This window comes from Nocardia sp. NPDC041819, assembly GCF_055590505.1.
On sequence record NZ_JBVJAP010000002.1, the window covers coordinates 108,052 to 128,030 of the forward strand.

Consider the following 19,979-nt stretch of genomic DNA (forward strand, 5'->3'; position numbering starts at 1 on the left):
GCTATTACCTGTGAGGCCCCGACTCGCTTTCGCCCGCGGGTGCTCCAAGTGCAGAGCCAGCCTGCAGATTTTGTGCGGTCTGCGCGGTGACCGCTTATCGGCTAGATGTACTCAAACCAGAGTCATGTTACAGAGAAGACCGGCTCACTCGTCCCGCAGCAGGGGAATAACGGGGGCGAACGCGTCCATCTGGGTGGGGAATACACCGACGTAGGACATCGAGGTGAGCTGCCGCACACGGCGGATCTGCTCGGCGATCTCCTCGAATGTGCCGATCGCCACGTAGGGCGAGTTCAGGATGTCCTCGACGGACAGCTGAACATCGACTTCCAGGTTCGGGTGCAGTCCCCGGTCCAACGCCGACAGCGCCATCTCCGCGGTCTTCTCGCGATCGTCGGTGATCACGACCGCGGTGACGGCCCAGTTCAGTTCGATGTCGGCGAACCGGTCACCGGCGGCCTCCTTGATCAGATTCACCTTTTCCACGGCCTTCTCGATGGTGATGCCGGAGAGCAGGCCCTTGCCGTTCTTGGTGGTCACCGGAACGACGGAGATGATGTCGGCGTGCTTGGCGGCCAGGCGCAGCATCTTCGGACCGCCACCGCCGGTGCAGATCGGCGGGCGCGGGCCCTGCCGCGGCCTCGGGGTGCCTTTGATGCCCCGGACCTGGTAGTGCTTGCCCTCGAAGGTGCACTCCTGGCCGCGCAGCAGCACGTCGAGAATGGTCAGCGCCTCGTCCAGCTTCTCCAGCCGGACACCGGGCGATTCGTAGGCGATGCCCGCGTTGTCGAACTCCTCCTTGATCCAACCCGCGCCGAGGCCGACCTCGAGTCGGCCCTTGGACAGCACGTCGATGGTCGCCAGGTCCTTGGCCAGCACGACGGGGTGGCGGAAACCGTTCGCCAGCACCGAGGTGCCGAGCCGGATCTTCTCGGTGGCCTGGGTCAGCGCGCCGAGCGCGGCGATCGGCCCGATCTGCTCACCGAGGTGATCGGGCACCACGAAGGTGTCGAAGCCGTATTCCTCGGCCTGCTGAGCGGTCTGCACGAACTTGCGCGCTCCGCCCTCCTGCTTGTTTCCCTCGCCGGCCGCCGCGAAGCGGAACGGACGCAACGGAGTGCCCAGCGCGGACAACGCAGCATCCGCGTCACGGCTCGCCGTGGTGGCCGGTGCGGCGGCTTCTGTCATGAACTCATGCTCCTGGCTGTAAGGAAAATACGGGCGCGACGCCCGCCCGGGTCTGCGCTGCGGTGGTGCCCGGCGTCGCGATCACCAGCGCACTTTACAGCGTGCTACCCAACTCGAGTTGCGCTTGTCACGCCAAGCGGGTGCGGGGTATCTCACGGTCTGTGAATTCTCACGAATGGGCCGGATGCGGCGCTGCCTCGATGAGGCCCGCCGCCCAGTTGGTGGTCCACTGCGTCGCGGTGGTGCCGTCGCCGTCGACGACGTAGGTGTTGTACAGGGCGTGCACCGGGTTCCCCGCCGCCCGGACCAGCGAATTCACGCTGCCCACGATGTTCCACGGACTCAGTGCCTCCCGTGGGGCATCGCAGATCAGATCCCCGGGCGCGCACATGGTGTAGGTGCGGTCGGCCAGCGCGCCGAAGCCCCCTTGACGCGGACCGGTCATCGTGATGCCGGGCACGTTCAACCCCTTCAGCGCGACTTCGGCACCTACACCGGGCACCGGAGTACCGATCTGGATCGCCTGACCCGGGCCGCTCTCGCCGGTGCGGCGTCCGTCGGCGATCAACGTCACGCCGAGCACCAGATCGGCGGGCACGGGGCCGTCGCCCGCGCCGATCTGCGCGGCGACGTCACCCGCGATCACCGCACCTTGGGAGAACCCGGCGAGCACGTAGGTGGTCAACGGGCACTCCTGATGCCGTGCTGCCATGGCGTCGACCATCCGCGCCGTGCCCTCGGACCGGCTGTTGTTGTAGGACTGCTGGCCGTCCGGCGGGATCGCGATCGGATTGGAGAACTGCGCGACGTAGGGAACGGTGTACACGTCCACCCGCTCGCCGGGGAACCGCTGAGTGATCGGACCGGAGACGTTGAGCATCAGCGACACCGGGTTCGCGGTGGGATTGTGCGGATCGTCGAAGCTGTTCGACTCCCAGGTGCCGGGCACCGAGATCATCTGCACGTCGGGACAACTGGCCGGCTGCGAAGTCGGCCGCTCCGGCGGCTTCGGGCCGGGGCCGGGCGGGCGCAGACGCCCCGCCAGCAGATACCACAGCAGCAGGACCACCAGGACGATCAGCAGCACGACGCCGATCACGACCAGACATCCCGCCGGCCTGAACCGGCGGGAGGTCGAACGGGAACGCGAACTCACTGGCAGTACGTGGCGCGAGCGGTGGTGATGTAGATCTGCCCGGCCTTCTCCACCGGCATCTTGGCCGGGTCGAAGGACGGATCGGAACCTGCCATGGCGTTGACGAAGGTCATCAGATCCTGATCGGACGCACCGGCGGCGGTGCCCTGGCAGACGTACGCGCCGATGCTCAATGCGATGTCCGGGGTGGACGGGGTGACACCCTGCTTGGCCAGCTCGTCCAGGAACCGCTTGTCCTTGTCGGTGAGCTTCGAGGTGTCCGCGGGCGGGACGGCTTCGGTCGGCACCGGCTGCGGACGCTCGGGGGCCACCGTCGTCGTGGGCTGCTCCGGAGCGGGAGCGGGCTGACCGGTGTCGGCGGGCGTCGATGCGGCCGGCGACGTCGTCGTCGCCGTCGTGGTGCGGGCAGGCGTCGACGGAGTACTCGTCGCGGTCGAATCATTGTCGCCGCACGCGGCGAGCAGGCCGGTCGCGGCGAGCGCCACGACTACGCCGAATACCTTTCCACGGGTCCGATGCATGAATTCTTGTCCTCGATCTGTCGCTGAGCGGGGGTCGGGTCGCCCACCAGGCTAGCTGGGTCGGCTTTGCCGCGCCTTCGGCCGGTGCCGGCGGGAGTCGGACGATCCGAGCGTCTCAGAGGCTGTGGACTTCCGGTTTGCCGTCGCGCACCGTGATGAAGCCGCCTTGGAAGTTCTGCTGCATGCCGTCCGAGATGGAGAACTCGTCGCCGGTGGGGTAGCCGAGTTTGCCGTTCTCGTAGCCGGTCTCGCGCCAGGCGTCCAGCACCGGGCCGTTGCGCACCGCCCAAGCGCCGGAGACGGGGCTCCAGTAGATGTTGCCGCCTTCGAATCGGCTGAACCGGCCCAGTTCCTTCAGCGCCTGTTCCTCCTCGACCGGGAAGCCGAGCGGACTGTTCTCGAAGCCGAGCTGTGCGTACTTGCCGAGGATCAGACCCTGGACACGATGCACGCCGGTGGCTGCGCTGTAGTAGAACGGGCCGTTCTCGAAGGCTTGCACGACGCCGTCGCGGCTCGGGGTCTTGATCTCCGGCGCGACCGGATAACCGGCGGGGCCGCGTTCGAACCCCTGCTTGCCCCATTCCGCCAGGATCGCGCCGCGGACCACCTGAGCACCGGTCTGCGGCGTCCAGTACAGCGAGCCGTTCTGGAAGGACTGGTACCTGCCGCGACCATCCTCCAGCGCGCGCTCCTCGCCGATCGGCAGGCCGAGCGGTCCGGTGGGCCCCCCTGCCGCCTGGTAACCCGCACCGAACAGACCGCCGACCGGATACGCGCCGCTGTCCGGCGTGTGGAACACCCGGCCACCCGCGAAGTCCTGAGCGGTGCCGCCCGCCACCGCGTACTCCCCGGTGAGGCATTGGCGGAGCCAGCCCGCCGCGGCAGCCACCGGGCCGATCGCACCGCCCGGCTGGCAGTCGGGCTTGCCTTGGTCGACGCCCAGCGCGGAGGCGGCCTGGGCCCAGGACTGGCGCATCTCGAAATCCCAGTACGGCCACGAGTGGGTGCCGGACGGGCGATAGTTCACCTGCGCCGGGATGGCCAGCTTGGACAGCTTGGTCACGAAGTTCTGCGAGGTGAGCCGCGCGAGGATCTCCAAACCCATGCCCGCGATATTCGTACTCACCCCGGGTATGCCGAGGGCCTGGTCGTAGGGTCCGATCGCGCCACTGCCGCTGGAGATGTACAGGCTGACGCCCCGCAGCTTGTCGGCCAGCATGTACGGGTCGTGCGCCTCCCACTCCGGTCCGGTCTGCGGACCCCACATGGCGGCGGAGTCGAACCCGCCCGCGTCGCGCATCGCGAACTCGATGGCCTGGGGCATGCCCAGCGTCGTGGTGGTCAAGAAGCCGGAGTACGCGGCGGCGTGCCGCACGAAGCCGGGGTTGCGGGCGGCCAGGAGCATCGCGGCCGTGCCGCCCATCGACAGCCCTTCCATGCCCCGTACGCTCGTCGCCCGCCAATGGCTCTCCAGCAGCGGCGGAAGCTCCTTGGTCAGGAAGGTTTCCCACTTGTAGGTGCGGCCGTTGTCCGGCTCCAGCCAATCGGTGTAGAAGCTGGACTGCCCGCCGATGGGCAGCACGACGGTGACGTTCTTGTCGGCGAAGAAATCGACCGCCCCCGCCTCCTTCGTCCAGCCGTTCTCGTCGTCGGTCGCGCGCAGGCCGTCGAGCAGGAACAGCACGGGGAACCGGGCCTCAGGGCGGGCGTTCCAGTCCCTGGCCAGCAGCAACTGCACCTGGATCGGCGCACCCATGGACGGCGAGGTCACCCACAGCGCGACGCGACGGTCGCTCAGCCACTGGACCTTCTCCAGCACGGGCGCGGCCACGGCCACCGTGGGTTCCGCGGCCGCGGGTGCCTCCACGGACGTGCCCGCGGCTAGGGGGACCACCAGTGCGGTGGCGAGCAGCATCAGCCGCTCGCGTGCCGAACGAGCGACGAGACGCCAGCGTATGCCACAGCTACCGCACGTAATCCCTGCCACAGAAGCTTTGTACTCCCGTTATAGCAACGTTTACGGGAGACACGCGCTGCCTAGCAAACTATGTTCGCTGTTCCGCGATCAGCACTGGCCCCGAACGCAATTCAGGCCGCACCGAAACGGTGCGGCCTGAATGCGAGAAGGTGGATCAGATCACCAGGCGCCGGTGGCGTCCAGGATCATGTTGCGGGAGGCGAACAGCTGGCCCTCCCAGTACTTCCAGGAGTGGGTGCCCGCGGCCGGGAAGTCGAACCGGGCCGGGATACCCAGCGAGCTCAGGCGAGCCTGGAACGCGCGGGTGTTGACCAGCGAAAGGGCTTCCAGCGCCATCGCGTTACCGGTGTTGAACACGCCGACCGCCGAGTTCGGCTGGTCGAACTGACCCGGCAGACCGCTGGCGGCCGAGATGTACATCGGCAGCCCCTTCAGCTGCGGCGCGAACACGAACGGGTCCATCCGCAGCCACTGCGGGCTCCACGGCGCGGCCATCGAGTCGACGTTGAAGCGGCCCGCGTCCAGCATCGCGACGCGGATCGCCTCGCGCATGCCCGGCGCGGAGATGTTCAGGTAGCCCGAGTAGGAGGCGGCGAACTTGAACTGGTCGCGGTGGTAGGCCGCGAGAGCCAGCGCAGCGCTGCCGCCCATGGACAGGCCGACGACCGCGTTGTTGGTGCGCGAGACGCCGTAACCCTCCAGGAAGGCCGGGAGCTCCTTGGTGAGGAAGGTCTCCCACTTGTAGGTGGTCTTCTGGCCGTTCAGGTTCGACGGCGCGTACCAGTCGGTGTAGAAGCTGGACTGGCCGCCGACCGGCATCACCAGGGTGATGTTGTCGTTGCCGAACTGCTGCAGCGCGTTGGTCTCGAACGACCACGCGTTGCGGTCGTCGCGGGCACGCAGGCCGTCGAGCAGGTAGAGCGCCGCGTTACCGCCGCGCGCGGCCCACTGGACCTGGACCTTGATCGGGCCCATGCTGGAGGGGACCATCAGGTCCTCGAAGCCACCCGCGGGCGCTCGCAACACCGGCGCGTGCGCCGACGGCGCCGCGGTGGCGAGCGTCGGGGTCGCCAGGCCCGCGGCGATCGGTAGCGCCAATGCGGCGGCACCGACAGCCAGAATTCGATTACGCCAACCGCGAGGCGCGCCTCGTCGTCCCGACTCTGTTCTCTTCGGCGCGGCCGCCCTGCCGAAACGCATGAATCCTGCTCTCTTTCTGCTGTTGTGGTGCCACCTCGCCACCCGAAGGGCGAAGCGGCACCCGTGTTGCCAACGAGACGCGCGTCACGGACATGGTCCCGACAATCCGATCCCCGTGACGGCGCTACAACGATCTGGTCACACTTGCGCTCGCTGGACGATATTCGACGGTCCCTGCTTTAGCAAGATCCGAGGTCTTTCCACTGGCCGAAATCCGTCCGTTTGCGCAAGGTAATGATGCGGTGACCTTATCGCGTTCTCGCGGTGATGTCGTCTTGGATCGCAAGATATTCGCGCTCCTGGCGGGAACTGTCACCGACCCGAGATCTTCGCAATCCCGGCGTCGGGCTCGCCCCCCGACCGGCGCACCACGCATCCGGTCGACGACGCGAAGACTCGGCAGGACCGTTGACCGAGATGTGATCGGCCCCGAGATCTGCCGTGATAGCCGCGAGAATGATCCCGAGCAAACAGTTCTAGCTCCGAAGATCTTATCGCAGCGATTACACAGCAAACGAATCGGGGGCAGTCGCGCCCTCCCCACCCGCCCCTAGAACCCCCTACTCTGCACAACCCCCTACCCCCGAGTTCAGCTGCCCAGCGCCCCCATACCCCCTAGGGCCCACCCCCTACAGCACCCCAGGCACCGAGAAGCAACACAACTGCACAAACGCGAACAAATGTTCCCGAACCACGGGTGCATCACAAGCGCGAGATCCCCACTCACCCACCCTCCTCGGGGTGCGAGTCATACGAGCGCCGTTCGCGGCCCGGCTCGCGGCGGAGCGGACGAAGGCGTGCGCCGCAGGGCGAGTCTCGTCCGCTCTGACGCGAGCCATAAAGGTGGCCGCGAACACCCAGCGCCGCAGGCGCTGGAAATCCAACTCACCCGATGTTCGCCGACATATCCGGAATCATTCGCATGGCCTCGTCGGACCAGTTGTTCCAGGCGTGAATACCGAACGGCGGGAAGGAGTACACGGCGTTGCCGCCGCCGAGCGTCGCCATCCGCACCTGGAACGCGCGGGTGTTCGCCAGCGCCAGGGTCTCCAGACCCATGCCGTTGAGGGTGCTGAAGCTGGGCGGGTCGGTGGCCGAGGGCAGGCCGCTGGCCGCGGCGATCCACACGCGGGTGCCGTTGCGGACCAGGTTGGGGGCGAACACGAACGGGTCCATCCGCAGCCACTGCGGACTCCACGGCGGGGCCATCGAGTCGACGTTGTAGCCGCCCGCGTCCAGCATGGCGGCGCGGATCGCCTCGCGCATACCCGGCGCCGAGTTGTTCAGGTACCCGGAGAACGAGCCGGCGAAGCTGAACTGGTCCGGGTGATAGGCGGCCAGGGTCAGTGCCGCGCTGCCACCCATCGACAACCCGAAGGCGCCGTTGCGATTCGGGTTGAACCCGAGCCGATCGCGCAGCGCCCAGCGCAGGTTGTTGGTCAGGAAGGTCTCCCACTGGTAGCGGTAGCTCTTGCCCGGTCCGCCGGCGAACCCGTCCAGCCCGCCGGAACCGGTGCTCGAACCGCTACCCGCCGGAATACCCAGGAACTCGCTCGGCGCGATCCAGTCGGCGTAGAAGCTCGACATGCCGCCGACCGGCATGACCACATTGATGTTCTGGCTCGCCAGGACTTGCGGAATGTTCGTCTCGATCTCCCAGCCGTTCAGCGATTCCGGCGCCCGCATGCCGTCGAGCACGTAGACGACGCGATTGGTGTTGCCGTCCGCCGCCCGCAGGATCCGGGTCTTGATCGGGCCCATGCCGGAATCGACCCAGAAGTCCAAGGCCGCGGGGTCGAAGGCCGCCGATGCCGTGGCGCCGGTGCCCGCGATGGTCGTGCCGAGCGGTAACAGCAGCGCCACGGCGACGCCGAGGGCGGACCGTCGCAACCACGAACCGGATGTTCGAGACCCCTCGGGCCCGCGCTTCCCGCGCGCACTACGCATCACAGTCGACCTTTCCTCGAGCGGCCTCGTTCAGCAAACTTTCAGCGATCAATACCGAGCCCTCATCGGGCGCCGAGTCGCAACGTCCACCGAGAAATGGACGGATCGATCTCGGTGCATGTCGTTGGAGTATCAATCGGGAACGAATGCCTTCATGTTGCTGGATGGTGATCCAGACCACAACTACCGAAGCCCGTTTTCTTCGTATTCGTTGCCGAATTACCCCCGGACGACCCGGTAAACGCCGAAAGACCGCTCCGTGCCGTTGGCGCGGAGCGGTCTTTCGTCGCGATTGCCGAACTACCCGATGTTGGCGGACAGGTCGGGGATCATCCGGTAGACCTCGTCGGCCCAGTAGTTCCAGTTGTGCACACCGACGGCCGGGAAGTCGTAGGTGACGTTGTTCGCGCCCAGGGTGAGCATGCGGACCTGGAACGCGCGGGTGTTGGCCAAGGCCAGCGCTTCCAGCCCCATCGCGTTGACGGTGTTGAAGCTCAAACCGTCGGCCCCACTCGGCAGACCGCTACCGGCGGAGACCCACAGGCGGGTGTTGTTCGCCTTCAGCCGCGGCGCGAATACGAACGGGTCCATCCGCAGCCACTGCGGGCCCCACGGCGGCGCCATCGCGTCGATGTTGTAGCCGCCCGCGTCCAGCATCGCCACGCGCAGCGCCTCACGCATGCCCGGCGCGGAGATGTTCAGATAGCCGGAGTACGAACCGGCGTAACGGAACTGGTCGGGGTGGTAGGCCGCCAGGGTGAGCGCGGCGCTGCCGCCCATGGACAGGCCGAATACGCCGTTGCCGTTCGGGTTGAAGCCGAGCCGGTCGCGCAGCGCCCAGCGCAGGTTGTTGGTGAGGAAGGTTTCCCACTTGTAGGTGCTGGTCTTGCCCGGCCCGCCCGCGGAACCGGTCAGCAGGCCGGAGCCGGAGTTCGCCGAACCGGTGGACGACGAGCCCGCGCTGCCCAGGCCGAAGAAATCGCTCGGACCGTTCCAATCCGCGTAGAAGCTGGACGGTCCGCCGACCGGCATGACCACGTTGATGTTCCACTTGGTCAGCTCACGAACGACCTCGGTGTCGATCTCCCAGCCGCTCAGGTCCGTGCGCGCCCGCATACCGTCCAGCGCGTAGACCACGCGCCCGGTGTTGCCGTCGGCGGCGCGGAAGACGCGCGACTTGATCGGCCCCATCTCCGAATCGACCCAGAAGTCGAAACCGTCCGGGTTGAACGCGGCGGACGCCGGGGCGGCAGGGCCTGCCACCGACACCCCGAGCGGTAGCAGAACCGCCAGCGACACCAGCACGGACCGCTTGAGCCAGGAACCTGCTCTTCGAGTATTAAGACGACGCCCGATCACGCCTCGCATCAGTTTGAACCTTTCGTTTCACAGCGACAGCGGCAAGCCGTCCACACGGTAACCCGCCGATGCCCTCAACCGATGGACGCCACGGCCGGGCATACGGTCGTAGCGTATATCGGTATCGACACGGTGGCGTTACCAAAAAGAGATAAAGCGGCGTACGCCACTTTATCGGACTCGCACAAGGCCCTGGTCGGCGTGCATGACCGGGCCCGGTGCGTGCCACGGATTCAGCGCGGCGCGACCGGTTGCGGGAACGGATCGACCAGGCCGCACCGCTGGATCTCGTACTTCGGCACGCGGTCGATGCGGTACTTCGCGAAACGCAGCGAGTTGCGCAGGTTGTGCCGGAACCGCTCGAAGGTGAGCGGGTCGCGCGAGGAGATCAGCAGTGCCTGGGTGTCCGGGCAGGACATCGCGGTCCGTGCCTGGGTCACCCATTTCTCGTCCAGATACCAGGGCATCCACGGTTTCCTGTCCACCATGCCCGCGTCCACGATGACCCAGTCCGGGTACAGGCTCTTGTCGTGCCCGATCCGGCCGTCGGTGAGGCGGTCGGTGTGCGCCGCCAGCGGGTAGGCCAAGCCCATCGGATCGATCACCCGCACGTCCAATGGGACGTTCATGCTGGTCATCCCGAGGTTCAGGAAGTAGACCGTGTGCCCGGCGCCGCCGTCCGGAATGGGCTGCGGCGGCGGAGCGACGTACCAGAACATGAAGGAGGGCGAGTTCAGCAGCAGGCCGCCGTTCGGGCTCGCGGTGATGTCGTCGACCATGGCGCGGATACGCGGATAGTCCAGGTAGTCCTCGGCCAGTATCGGGTGGTCGTGCCCGGTGTTGAGCACGTAGTAGACGCGCTCGTCGACGATGCCGGTGGAGGTGATCTTGGTGCCGGTCTTGATCGCGGTGGTGCTGGCGGCGAACAGCGCCCAGCCCGCGACGCCGACGAATGCCACGGCGATCACCGCGAAGGACCAATCGGCGGCGGTCGCCGCGCGCGCCCCGCCCCGGGGCGCGCGGATCGGGATGACCGCGACCGGGAGCAGCAGCAGGAACAGCTGCGGCAGCAGCATCCGGCCGTGCATGAAGTCGCCGCCGACTCGCAGCGCGTACAGGGTCAGCAGGAAACCGCTGACGAGGACCGCGGTGACCACCGCTCCCGGGGAGCGCAGCCACTTCCGGACCCGCTGGATCGACCAGCCGCGCGCGTCCGACGAACCGGCGTCGGCGGTCCGGCCGGTCCGCGTGCGCGCCGCGAGCACACCGGCGAGCAGCAACACCAGCAGCGGCGCCCAGAGGAAGTACGGACCGACGAGGTCCCAGAGGTAGGTGAAGCCCTGCCCCCATTTGGCTCCGCCCGCGTCCTTGGCGACGGCGGTGTTGGGGTAGGGCAGACCGTAGTAGCCCATCCGCCAGATCTGGTAACCCAGCGGAACCAGCCCGGCCACCGCGACGATCACCGCGCGCAACACGATCGGCCGCAGCTTGCTCTCCGGCATGGGGGCGAAGAAGATCATCAGCAGCGCCAGCGCGCCGACCAGGGTCATCTCGGGACGGATCAGCGGGGCGAGCCCGGCGAGGAAGACCAGTCCGAGCAGGCCGGGCAGACGCACCGACTTCGCCTGGCTCCAGCGCATCAGCTGCCACCACAGCAGGCCGATCCAGCAGATCACCAAGCCGCTTTCCAGGCCGGAGGTGACGTAGTCGCGGGCCGGGGGCAGAGCGATGTAGACCAGCACGCCCGCGGGCAGCAACAGCCCGGTGCCCGCGCCGCCCCACAGCCGCGCCGATCCGAGCATGGCGAACACGACCGCGGCCAGCGACACGGTGAGCGCGACACCGAGCACCACGTACTCGAGCCGCGCCTGGGTCAGCCAGCTGAAGAACCAGACCAGGTAGGTCCACGCGGTGCTGGTGTTGGTTTCGACGCGTTCGCCCTCGTTGAAGACGGGGCCGTTGCCCGCCAGCAGGTTGCGGACGGTGCGCAACACGATGAGGCCGTCGTCGGCGATCCACCGTCGCTGCCAGCCTCCGACCGCGAAAAGAACAACGGTGAGCGCGATCCCACCGACGAACGTGGCTTCGGATAGGCGCGTGAACCGCGACGCGGAGCGGGTCTGCTCATCGGCTTGCCGCTCCGCCGCGTGTTCCGTTCGCTCCGCTACCAGCATCTCGTCAGGTGAGATAGACAGCGACACCTACCGCTCCGATCCAGGCGATTGCGAGGAACTGCAGGATGCGGTCCCCCAGCGCGATCTCTTCCGGTTCCCCGGCCTCGCCACCATCGACGTCGACCGCGTAACGCAGGATTGCGATGGTAAACGGGATCATCGAGATCGCGAACCAGTTGGTGTCTTTGATGCCGTCCTGCTGGAACGCCCACAGCCCGTAGAACACCACGACCGCCGTCGCGGCCAGCGTCCAGATGAAGCGCAGGTAGGTGGGCGTGTAGTACTCCAGCGACTTGCGGATCTTGGCGCCGGTGCCCAGCGCGATCTGCAGTTCCGCGTAGCGCTTGCCCGCGGCCATGAACAGCGAGCCGAAGGCCATGATCAACAGGAACCACTGCGACAGTGCGATGTCGGCCGCCGCGCCACCGGCCACCGCGCGCAGCAGGAACCCGGACGACACGATGCAGATGTCCAGCACGGCCTGATGCTTCAGGCCGAAGCAGTAGGCCAGCTGGATGCCGATGTAGACCGCCATCACGACGGCCAGATCCCACGAGGCGAGGAACGATCCCGCGATCGACCCGGCCAGCAGCGTGGCGGACAGCAGATAGGCCAGGTTCACCGGGACGATGCCCGCGGCGATCGGCCGGAACCGCTTGGTCGGGTGCGCCCGGTCGGCCTCCACGTCGAGCGCGTCGTTCACCAGGTAGATGCCCGAGGCCGCCATGCAGAACACCACGAACGCGATGCCGACATGCGCGAGCACGTCCACATCGGTGGCCGTCCCCGCGGCCAGCGGTGCGGCGAGCACCAGGACGTTCTTGACCCACTGCCGCGGACGGACTGCCTTGAACAGACCGCCGGCCAGCGTCTTGGGCGGGCCCTTGACCACCGCCTCGGCGAGGTCGGCGCCGGTCGGCTCTTCACTCATGTCAACCAAGGCTCTTTCTTGTGCGGTCACTGTCGAGTCTCTTTTCGGCGGCGAGCAGGGCGGCGGCGGACGCGGCGCCGAGCGCGGAACCGGCGAGCACGTCGGAGGGGTAGTGCACCCCGAGGACCACCCGGGAAAGCAGCATCGGGGGGACGAGCACCGCAGGCAAGGGTAGCCCGGTCAATCTGCCGAGCAACACGGCCGCCGCCGTCGTGGAGGTCGCGTGCGAGGACGGGAAGCTCAATTTGCTCGGCGTCCCCACGTTGACCTGCACCGACGGATCGTTCGGGCGCGGTCGGCGAACAACGCGCTTGATGACGATCGAGGCCGCGTGCGCGCCGACCGCGCCGACCGCGACCCCCGCCCACTGTCTGCGCCGCGGTTTGTCGACCAGCCATCCCGCGGCGGCGATGCCGACCCAGCCGAGCGCGTGCTCGCCGAAGTGCGACATGCTGCGGGCCGCGGACACCACGGCCGGTTTGCTGCCGAGGGTGGCCTGCACGGCGTTGATGATCGCGACTTCCGGCGGCGCCTGCTCGGCCATCGCCGGTCGCGCGGACACCGGGCCGCCGTGCCCGTTGGCGCTGTGCAACGGCGGCTGCACGGCCGCGTCGTCGGCGGCGCTCGCTCCGAGACTCACTGCTGTCCGTCCTTCGTGTCGATCCCGAAGACCTTCTCCCAGGCCGCGGTGCTGGTCAGCTGCGGGTGGGCGGCGCGGTAACGCTGCTGCATCTCCGGGAAGCGGGCGGCCAGCTCCTTGCGCAGGCGCATGGCCTCCTTGAACAGGCCGAGCGCCTGGCGCGGATCGCGCTTGCGGTAGACGACGCCGCGGCCGTCGGCCGTGGTGACGGTGACGCCGTCGACCTGCGAGAGCAGGAACCAGCGCGCGTCCAGCGTCGGCACGTTCAGCTGTGGGGTCTCATGGTGCTCGGAGTGCGCGGGACGGAAGTTGTGCACCAGGCCCTTGGCCAGGCGGACCACCTTCGCGATCGGGTTGGCGGGCTCGCCCACCGCCCCGACACCGATGTGGCTGGCCAGCGGCAGTTCGGTGGACGAGGGCAGGATCACCGCGTCCGGGTACTGCTTGCGCAGCTCGTGCACCGCGCCGAGCGCACTGGGCAGCAGCTGGAACAGCCGCTCGGGGCCGGCCAGGAAGTCGCGGATGGCGAGGTTCTGGATCGCGACCGTCGAGTACTCCAGGCACAGCAGGTGCTTCAAGGTGGCCTTGATCGTGTTGACGACCATGCCGCGCCCGTTGCCCGGCAGGTGCAGCGAGGCGACGACCAGGCGATTGCGCAGGTGGAAATACGCCTGCCAGTCGATGGCGTCGTCCTTGTCGCTCCAGGCCATGTGCCACACCGCCGCGCCGGGCAGGGTGACGGTCGGGTATCCGGCCGCACGGGCGCGCAGGCCGTACTCCGCGTCGTCCCACTTGAGGAACAGCGGAAGCGGCTGGCCGAGTTCCTCGGCGACGCGGCGCGGGATGACACAGGTCCACCAGCCGTTGAAGTCGACGTCGATGCGCCGGTGCAGCAGCTTCGAATTGTCCCGGTCCTTGAGCGGGTACTTCGAGAAATCGTGGTCGTACTCGACGTTCGGGGCCGCGGTCCACATGAAGATGCCGCGGTCGACCACCTCGCCCATGACGTGCAGGTGCGAGCGCTCCTGCAGGTTGAGCATCTGGCCACCGACGAGCACCGGCGACTTCGCGAAGCGGGCGAAGGCCAGCGCGCGCAGGATCGAGTCCGGCTCGATCTCGATGTCGTCGTCCATGTAGACGATGTACTCGGCGTCGGTGGTCTTCAGCGCCTCGTACATGACCCGGCTGTATCCGCCGGAGCCACCGAGGTTGGGCTGGTCGTGAATGGACAGGCGATTCCCGAGCGCCGCCGCGGATTCCGCGAAACCGGGCTCGTCGACGACCTTCCTGGTGCCCTGGTCCGGGATGATGACGGCCGCGATCTTCTCCAGCACCAGCGGATCCGAGCCGAGGGCCGCGAGGGTCTTCACCGCGTCGGTGGGCCGGTTGAAGGTGGGCATGCCGACCGCGATGCTGCCCTCGCCGGGTGCCTCGATCGGCGCGTACCAGCCGCCGGACAGCAGCGTGACCGCCGTGTCGGTGGTGATGTCGAACCAGATCCAGCCGCCGTCCTCGAACGGGGCCAGATCGGTCTCGAACTCGACGACCACCGAGTCGGCGCCGGTCGCCACCGCGAATTCCCTGCCCTGCACGTGGATTCGCGAGCCGTCGGCCTTGGACCGGTACACGTCCACCCGGCCGTGCCCGGCCAGTTCCAGCCGCAGCACCACCGACGACAGGACGCTCCAGCGCCGCCAGTAGCTCGCGGGCAGCGCGTTGAAGTAGGTGCAGAACGAGACTTCGGACTCCGCGCCGATCGACAGCGACGTGCGGGTGGTCGCGTGCGCGCGCCTGGCGTTGGTCTGCGACTCCTCGACATAGAGCGTGCGCACGTCCAGCGGCTCACCCGGCCTGGGCAGGATGATGCGTTGCAGCAGCGACTTCGCGCGGGTCTCGGTGGTCATGTCTTCCAAAATGGATTGGGAGGTCATCGGTCTCCTAAGCCTCCTGGTCCACCAGCGGCGCACCGTCCGCCAGGTGCGGGTGCAGCACGTTGTCGAACATGCTCAGTGCGCTGCCGATCGCCATGTGCATATCCAGGTACTGGTAGGTGCCGAGGCGGCCGCCGAAGACGACCTTCGCGGCGGCGGTCTCCTGCTTGGCCAGCTCCCGGTAGGCCAGCAGTTTGGACCGGTCCTCCGGGGTGTTGATCGGGTAGTACGGCTCGTCACCGGTCTGCGCGAACCGGGAGTACTCCCGCATAATCACCGTCTTGTCGGCGGGGTATTCGCGCTCGGGGTGGAAGTGGCGCGGCTCGATGATGCGGGTGTAGGGCACGTCCGCGTCGTTGTAGTTCATCACCGAAGTGCCTTGGAAGTCACCGACCGGCAGCACCTCGGTCTCGAAATCGATGGTGCGCCAGCCCAGTTCGCCTTCGCTGTAGTCGAAGTAGCGGTCCAGCGGACCGGTGTAGACGACCGGTGCGTCCGGGTTCTCGGCGCGCAGCTGCTCGCGCACCTCGAACCAGTCGGTGTTCAGCCGCACCTCGATCAGCTCGGAGGCGGCCATGTTCTCCAGCCACTTCGTGTAGCCCTCGCGGGGCAGGCCCTCGTAGGTGTCGTTGAAGTAGCGGTTGTCGAAGGTGTAGCGAACCGGGAGCCGGGTGATGTTGCCCGCGGGCAGCTCCTTCGGGTCGGTCTGCCATTGCTTGGCGGTGTAGTCGCGCACGAACGCCTCGTAGAGCGGTCGGCCGATCAGCGAGATGGCCTTCTCCTCGAGGTTCTGCGCGTCCTTGGTCTCGATCTCCGAGGCCTGCTCGGCGATCAGCTTGCGCGCCTCCTCCGGCGAGAAGTAGCGACCGAAGAACTGGGAGACCAGACCGAGGCCCATCGGGAACTGGTAGGCCTGCCCCTTGTGCATCGCGAAGACGCGGTGCTGGTAGCCGGTGAACTCGGTGAACTGGGTGACGTAGTCCCACACCCGCTTGTTCGACGTGTGGAACAGGTGCGCGCCGTACTTGTGGATCTCGATCCCGGTTTCCGGATCCGGCTCGGAGTACGCGTTACCACCGAGGTGGTGTCGCCGTTCGATCACCAGAACCCGTTTACCCAGCACGGTGGCGGCGCGTTCGGCAACGGTCAGCCCGAAGAATCCGGAGCCGACGACGATCAGATCGAACTGTGAGGCGGAATGGACGGAGTTACCCGGGGACGATGCGACGGTCACGGGAGCCCAGAGTATCGGAAGTCCCGGCCGCGTCCGGGCGGAGTAGGAAGTGCGCTGAGCGGCACCGTTCGCGGCACCCGATTTCACGCCCCCGACCTCCCGATTTCGCCAGATGTTTGCCGGAATGGACCGCACGGGCAACCGCCGGGCTGTTTACTACTCCGGCTGGCGATCGCGCTCGGTTCGCGATGCTCCGTGGCGGTGGGCCACCACGAACCGGTGCGCGACGAAGAGGACTCCTTCTGCGCGGCGAGTCACCGAGGGACCGCGTTCCTCGGTGACTCGCTGCCCGCGAGCACCTCGGATGGATCCGTGCGGAGGTGCCCGGGAGTCGCCCGCGTCCGGATGCATCCAACCGCGCTCAGGCCGGGAAACCGACGTCCTGCTCGACCTTGTCCCGCTCGGTGTACAGCCGCCAGTAGTGGTCACCGAGTTCTTCGCCGCTGATCCGCACGATTTCGAGCCCGTCGGGAATCAGCTCCGGGTGCTCGTCGACGATCTGCGCGGCTTTGCTGCCTTCGATCAGTGCGCCGATGTTGAGCAACCCCACGTAGACGCCGGTGCCGCGCAGTTCCACCTCGAGCTGGCGCAAGTAACCCCGCTGCGCGGCCAGCGCGATGCCGAAGTTGGCGAGGTAGGGCGCCACGAAATGCTCGGACGAGCCCGAGGAGAACAGCAGCGCTCCGTCGCCTCTTTCCACCATTTTCGGCGCGAGTGCCCGCGTCATCAGAATCGGTGAGTGCAGCTTGAGCGCGAGCGGCGCATCGAGGGAGGGGATGTCCACCTCCAGCGTCGAGGGCAGCCGGTCGCTCATGTTGCCCGCCGCGCCGTGCATCGCCACGTGGATCGGCCCGAAAGTCGCCTCGATCTTCTCGATCACGCCCGTGACCTGCGCGGCGACAGTCACGTCCGCGGGGAAGGCGGCGGCCTCGATGCCCTCGGCCCCCAGTTCCTCTGCATGTCGGCGCGCCTTCTCCGGATCGCGCCCGATGACGGCCACTCGGAACCCGTCGCGTCCGAATCGGCGGCCGGTGCCGACGCCCAGGCCGGGGCCGTACCCGAAGATCGCGATGGTCTTGGTCATTTCCACTCCAGAATTAAGTTGAGACATGGTTCAAGTTCGATGTCCACGGTAACCTAACTTGAACCCACGCTCAACATATCCGCCGCGGCCGATTTGTAGGATCGGCCCGTGGACAAGCCGTTACGAAGCGATGCCCAGCGCAACCGGGACGCGCTCGTGACCGCCGCCCGCGCCGTCTTCGAGGAACGCGGCCTCGACGCACCGCTGAAGGAGATCGCCGCCCGCGCCGGGGTCGCCATCGGCACCCTCTACAACCGCTTCCCCACCCGCGACGACCTCATCGCGGCGGCGGTGGAGGACCGCATCGAGGCGGGCGGCCGCATCGCCGAAGTCGCGCTGTCCATGGACGACCCTTGGGAGTCGTTCGTCTATCTGGTCGAGCAGGTCTGCGCTTTGCAAGCCGCCGATCGGCTGCTCAGCGAACTCGCCGTGCGGGCGGCCCCCAGCCGCGCCATCGCGCAGGCGCAGGAATACGGCCACGGCTTGATGCGCCGGATCATCACCCGCGCCCAGGAAGCCGGGGTCCTGCGGGACGACTGGGTACTGGAGGACATCGCCTTCATCACCTGGTCGCACACCAGAATCGTCGAGGCGACCAGCCACATCGCCCCCGAAGCCTGGCGCCGCCACCTCGGCCTGGTGCTCGACGGCTTGCGCGCGGAGGCCGCCCATCCCCTCCCGGTTCCCCCGATCACCGAAGACCAGCTGATGCACGCGCTCGGGCGCGACGACCTGGCCTAGTGGGCCTGTCGACGTGCTCCCGTGGGCGCAGCCGCGCGTCAGTAGGGCGGTCGCGACTGCGGTGCGGGTGAGTGTTGGCCGAATTGGGACGCCGGTGGCTGGGCACCGGGCTGTGGCACCGGCGGCTGGAGACCGGACTGCGGCACCGGCGGCTCGGGGCCGAACTGCGGCGCCGGTGACGGGTGACCGGGCCGCAGGAGCAGGGGTGCGGGTGAAGCAGCGCGGCGACCGAGCGGACTGGTCACGATCGCACCCGACGCGACTGTGCAGAGAGCTGCCCCGACGATCAGGTAGAAGGGCGAAGCAGCCGACCGCGCGGCCAAACCGTACTCACCGCCGTAGGTCGCCGTGATCAGGCCGCCGAAGAATCCCCATGCGGAGCCGATCAGCACCGCGGGCCGCCCAGCGGACTTGCCGAACAGCATGAGGATCGCACCGCCGACCAGGACCACCGTCAGCAGCGCGGATACCCCCAGCAAGATCTCCTGCACCGCACGAATACGGGAGGCAGCCCACCAAGCGTCGAAATCCTTGGAGGCATCCGGGATTCCGCCGGCCGGGCCGTTGAGTTCCCCGATGCCGAGCAGTGCACCGACACCGATCCCGCCGCCACCGAGACAGGCCGCGATCACCGCCGACGCGGTGTGCCAAGTCGACGGTGCTCCGCTGCCCTGTCCCCCGGGCGGAGCAAACGAATTGTTCATCGAACCCCCCTTCGATATCGAACCCTACCGCCCCCTCCCGACAGAAATCGACCGGAAAGCGGCTCTCGCACAGTGGAATGGGCCGCGTTCACAACCGGACGGACGACGGCCGGTACGCGTGCACGCGTACCGGCCGTCGGAGGGTTGTGCTCTACAGCCGCTGCTCGGCGTAGACCTTCATCGCGTCGCGCACGAACTCCGCGGTGCCCGCACCGTGGACGTCGTAGTTGACCGCGAAACGCGGATCGGCCACGTACATCTCGCCCAGGTTGACGAACGCCTCCTTCACCACCGGACGACCCTGCCAGCCGATGCCGATCCAGTCGTAGTGGCGCTGGACGATGGCCTGCACCTCATCGCTGTCGGGGGTGAGCCCGTCGGCGTGCGCGCGGCCGTAGTCGGCGGCGATGTCGAGATGGGTCTGCTGGAAGGTCTTCTTGTCCGCGTCGGACATCGAGCGCCACCAGCGGTCACCGCTCTCGTAGGCGTCCTTGCCCCAGCGTTCGATCACCTCGTCCTTGTACTTCGTGTGGTCGAACCCGTCGAAAACTTCTGCTGCCACGAGTTGTTCACCTCTTTCCGTCTTGTGCAGCGTGGTGTGCACCGACTCGATCAGCCGCCGGATCCGATCCTGTTCCTGCCGAAGCAGGTCCAGGTGCGTGCGCAGCGCGGCGGCGGTGTCCTGCTCTCCGGCAAGGACTTCGGCGATGACCGGAAGCCCGAGGCCGAGTTCGCGCAGCAGCAGGATGCGTTGCAACCGCACGAGGGAGGCCTGGTCGTAGAACCGGTATCCGTTGGCGCCGATCCGGCTGGGCGGCAGCAGCCCCAACTGCCCGTAGTGGCGCAGCGTGCGGCTGGTGGTACCGGCCGCCTTCGCCAGATCTTGGATGGACCATTCCTTGGTGACCACGTCTTGTCCTCCCTCCTTCTCTCATCGGTGTAACCAGCTTGCAAGTTGACGTTACGTCAAGGTCAACCCCGATGTTCCGGCGGATTTTCCGGCTTGTCGCAGGCATCGGCAGGCGCGACCTGCACTGGCGACGGCACAAAACGAGCCGGGACCTCGAGGGCACCGACCGAGCAGGGTTCCGCTTAGCGCGATCGCCATGCTGGACACTGGAGCGGGTGCGCCTGCGCCCGATCACCACCCGCCCCACCGGCGGCAGCCGCCAACCGGTCGGCCGCCAACCG

16 protein-coding genes are annotated in these 19,979 nt (G+C 67.6%); 1 reads left to right on the top strand and 15 read right to left on the bottom strand.

The annotated features are described in order from the left end of the window. Positions 1-144: 144 nt before the first annotated feature. From ACZ6DL_RS07390 to ACZ6DL_RS07450, 13 genes are all read right to left on the bottom strand, one after another. Entirely contained in the window at positions 145-1,188 is a 1,044-nt protein-coding gene (locus ACZ6DL_RS07390) for an LLM class F420-dependent oxidoreductase (RefSeq protein ID WP_083863172.1), read from the bottom strand. Between the two features lie 169 nt (positions 1,189-1,357). After that, on the bottom strand, positions 1,358-2,293 hold the full coding sequence (locus ACZ6DL_RS07395; RefSeq protein ID WP_466050461.1) for a cutinase family protein: 936 nt from the start codon (positions 2,291-2,293) through the stop codon (positions 1,358-1,360). A gap of 47 nt (positions 2,294-2,340) precedes the next feature. Continuing rightward, the gene (locus ACZ6DL_RS07400) at positions 2,341-2,865 is read right to left on the bottom strand and encodes a DUF732 domain-containing protein (RefSeq protein WP_063048344.1); all 525 of its coding nucleotides are present in this window, start codon (positions 2,863-2,865) and stop codon (positions 2,341-2,343) included. Between the two features lie 115 nt (positions 2,866-2,980). Further along, positions 2,981-4,780 carry an alpha/beta hydrolase-fold protein gene (locus ACZ6DL_RS07405; protein WP_466050462.1) on the bottom strand — a complete coding sequence of 600 codons (1,800 nt, stop codon included), beginning with the start codon at positions 4,778-4,780 and terminating at the stop codon, positions 2,981-2,983. 222 nt (positions 4,781-5,002) lie between these two features. Continuing rightward, positions 5,003-6,043: an alpha/beta hydrolase gene (locus ACZ6DL_RS07410; RefSeq protein WP_245548770.1), complete on the bottom strand. Its 1,041-nt coding sequence runs from the start codon at positions 6,041-6,043 to the stop codon at positions 5,003-5,005. An 885-nt stretch (positions 6,044-6,928) separates the two neighbouring features. After that, positions 6,929-7,990 carry an alpha/beta hydrolase gene (locus tag ACZ6DL_RS07415; RefSeq protein WP_466049728.1) on the bottom strand — a complete coding sequence of 354 codons (1,062 nt, stop codon included), beginning with the start codon at positions 7,988-7,990 and terminating at the stop codon, positions 6,929-6,931. Positions 7,991-8,290: 300 nt separating this feature from the next. Continuing rightward, positions 8,291-9,358 (bottom strand): alpha/beta hydrolase, encoded by a 1,068-nt coding sequence (locus ACZ6DL_RS07420; protein ID WP_051174760.1) that lies wholly within the window; start codon positions 9,356-9,358, stop codon positions 8,291-8,293. Positions 9,359-9,582: 224 nt separating this feature from the next. Further along, a complete protein-coding gene (locus tag ACZ6DL_RS07425) occupies positions 9,583-11,523 on the bottom strand; it encodes an arabinofuranosyltransferase AftB family protein (protein ID WP_466049730.1) in 1,941 nt (646 codons plus the stop codon). A gap of 4 nt (positions 11,524-11,527) precedes the next feature. Then, positions 11,528-12,454: a decaprenyl-phosphate phosphoribosyltransferase gene (locus tag ACZ6DL_RS07430; RefSeq protein WP_466049732.1), complete on the bottom strand. Its 927-nt coding sequence runs from the start codon at positions 12,452-12,454 to the stop codon at positions 11,528-11,530. A gap of 1 nt (position 12,455) precedes the next feature. Beyond that, complete coding sequence (locus tag ACZ6DL_RS07435; protein ID WP_357959030.1) at positions 12,456-12,998, bottom strand: phosphatase PAP2 family protein; 543 nt, start codon at positions 12,996-12,998, stop codon at positions 12,456-12,458. A 92-nt stretch (positions 12,999-13,090) separates the two neighbouring features. Then, positions 13,091-15,025 (bottom strand): glycosyltransferase, encoded by a 1,935-nt coding sequence (locus ACZ6DL_RS07440; protein ID WP_466049734.1) that lies wholly within the window; start codon positions 15,023-15,025, stop codon positions 13,091-13,093. Between the two features lie 7 nt (positions 15,026-15,032). Beyond that, positions 15,033-16,259, bottom strand: a complete 1,227-nt coding sequence (gene glf / locus ACZ6DL_RS07445; protein ID WP_062967159.1) for a UDP-galactopyranose mutase — start codon at positions 16,257-16,259, stop codon at positions 15,033-15,035. A gap of 361 nt (positions 16,260-16,620) precedes the next feature. Beyond that, on the bottom strand, positions 16,621-17,343 hold the full coding sequence (locus ACZ6DL_RS07450) for an SDR family NAD(P)-dependent oxidoreductase (protein WP_393231232.1): 723 nt from the start codon (positions 17,341-17,343) through the stop codon (positions 16,621-16,623). Positions 17,344-17,451: 108 nt separating this feature from the next. Here ACZ6DL_RS07450 and ACZ6DL_RS07455 point away from each other — a divergent pair, with 108 nt between their 5' ends. Beyond that, positions 17,452-18,084, top strand: coding sequence for a TetR/AcrR family transcriptional regulator (locus tag ACZ6DL_RS07455; protein WP_466049737.1), 633 nt, complete (start codon positions 17,452-17,454; stop codon positions 18,082-18,084). 38 nt (positions 18,085-18,122) lie between these two features. Here the strand turns inward: ACZ6DL_RS07455 and ACZ6DL_RS07460 are convergent, their stop codons facing one another. Both ACZ6DL_RS07460 and ACZ6DL_RS07465 read right to left on the bottom strand, forming a co-directional pair. Next, positions 18,123-18,788: a hypothetical protein gene (locus ACZ6DL_RS07460; RefSeq protein ID WP_466049739.1), complete on the bottom strand. Its 666-nt coding sequence runs from the start codon at positions 18,786-18,788 to the stop codon at positions 18,123-18,125. Positions 18,789-18,939: 151 nt separating this feature from the next. Further along, positions 18,940-19,698 carry a MerR family transcriptional regulator gene (locus ACZ6DL_RS07465; RefSeq protein ID WP_466049741.1) on the bottom strand — a complete coding sequence of 253 codons (759 nt, stop codon included), beginning with the start codon at positions 19,696-19,698 and terminating at the stop codon, positions 18,940-18,942. Positions 19,699-19,979 lie beyond the last annotated feature (281 nt).

Coding starts and splice junctions, on each gene's coding strand:
- ACZ6DL_RS07430 (WP_466049732.1), bottom strand. CDS start 12,454: ATGAGTGAAGAGCCGACCGGCGCCGACCTCGCCGAGGCGGTGGTCAAG.
- ACZ6DL_RS07390 (WP_083863172.1), bottom strand. CDS start 1,188: ATGACAGAAGCCGCCGCACCGGCCACCACGGCGAGCCGTGACGCGGAT.
- ACZ6DL_RS07425 (WP_466049730.1), bottom strand. CDS start 11,523: ATGCTGGTAGCGGAGCGAACGGAACACGCGGCGGAGCGGCAAGCCGAT.
- ACZ6DL_RS07450 (WP_393231232.1), bottom strand. CDS start 17,343: ATGACCAAGACCATCGCGATCTTCGGGTACGGCCCCGGCCTGGGCGTC.
- ACZ6DL_RS07415 (WP_466049728.1), bottom strand. CDS start 7,990: ATGCGTAGTGCGCGCGGGAAGCGCGGGCCCGAGGGGTCTCGAACATCC.
- ACZ6DL_RS07410 (WP_245548770.1), bottom strand. CDS start 6,043: ATGCGTTTCGGCAGGGCGGCCGCGCCGAAGAGAACAGAGTCGGGACGA.
- ACZ6DL_RS07435 (WP_357959030.1), bottom strand. CDS start 12,998: ATGGCCGAGCAGGCGCCGCCGGAAGTCGCGATCATCAACGCCGTGCAG.
- ACZ6DL_RS07400 (WP_063048344.1), bottom strand. CDS start 2,865: ATGCATCGGACCCGTGGAAAGGTATTCGGCGTAGTCGTGGCGCTCGCC.
- ACZ6DL_RS07440 (WP_466049734.1), bottom strand. CDS start 15,025: ATGACCTCCCAATCCATTTTGGAAGACATGACCACCGAGACCCGCGCG.
- ACZ6DL_RS07460 (WP_466049739.1), bottom strand. CDS start 18,788: ATGAACAATTCGTTTGCTCCGCCCGGGGGACAGGGCAGCGGAGCACCG.
- ACZ6DL_RS07405 (WP_466050462.1), bottom strand. CDS start 4,780: ATGCTGCTCGCCACCGCACTGGTGGTCCCCCTAGCCGCGGGCACGTCC.
- ACZ6DL_RS07420 (WP_051174760.1), bottom strand. CDS start 9,358: ATGCGAGGCGTGATCGGGCGTCGTCTTAATACTCGAAGAGCAGGTTCC.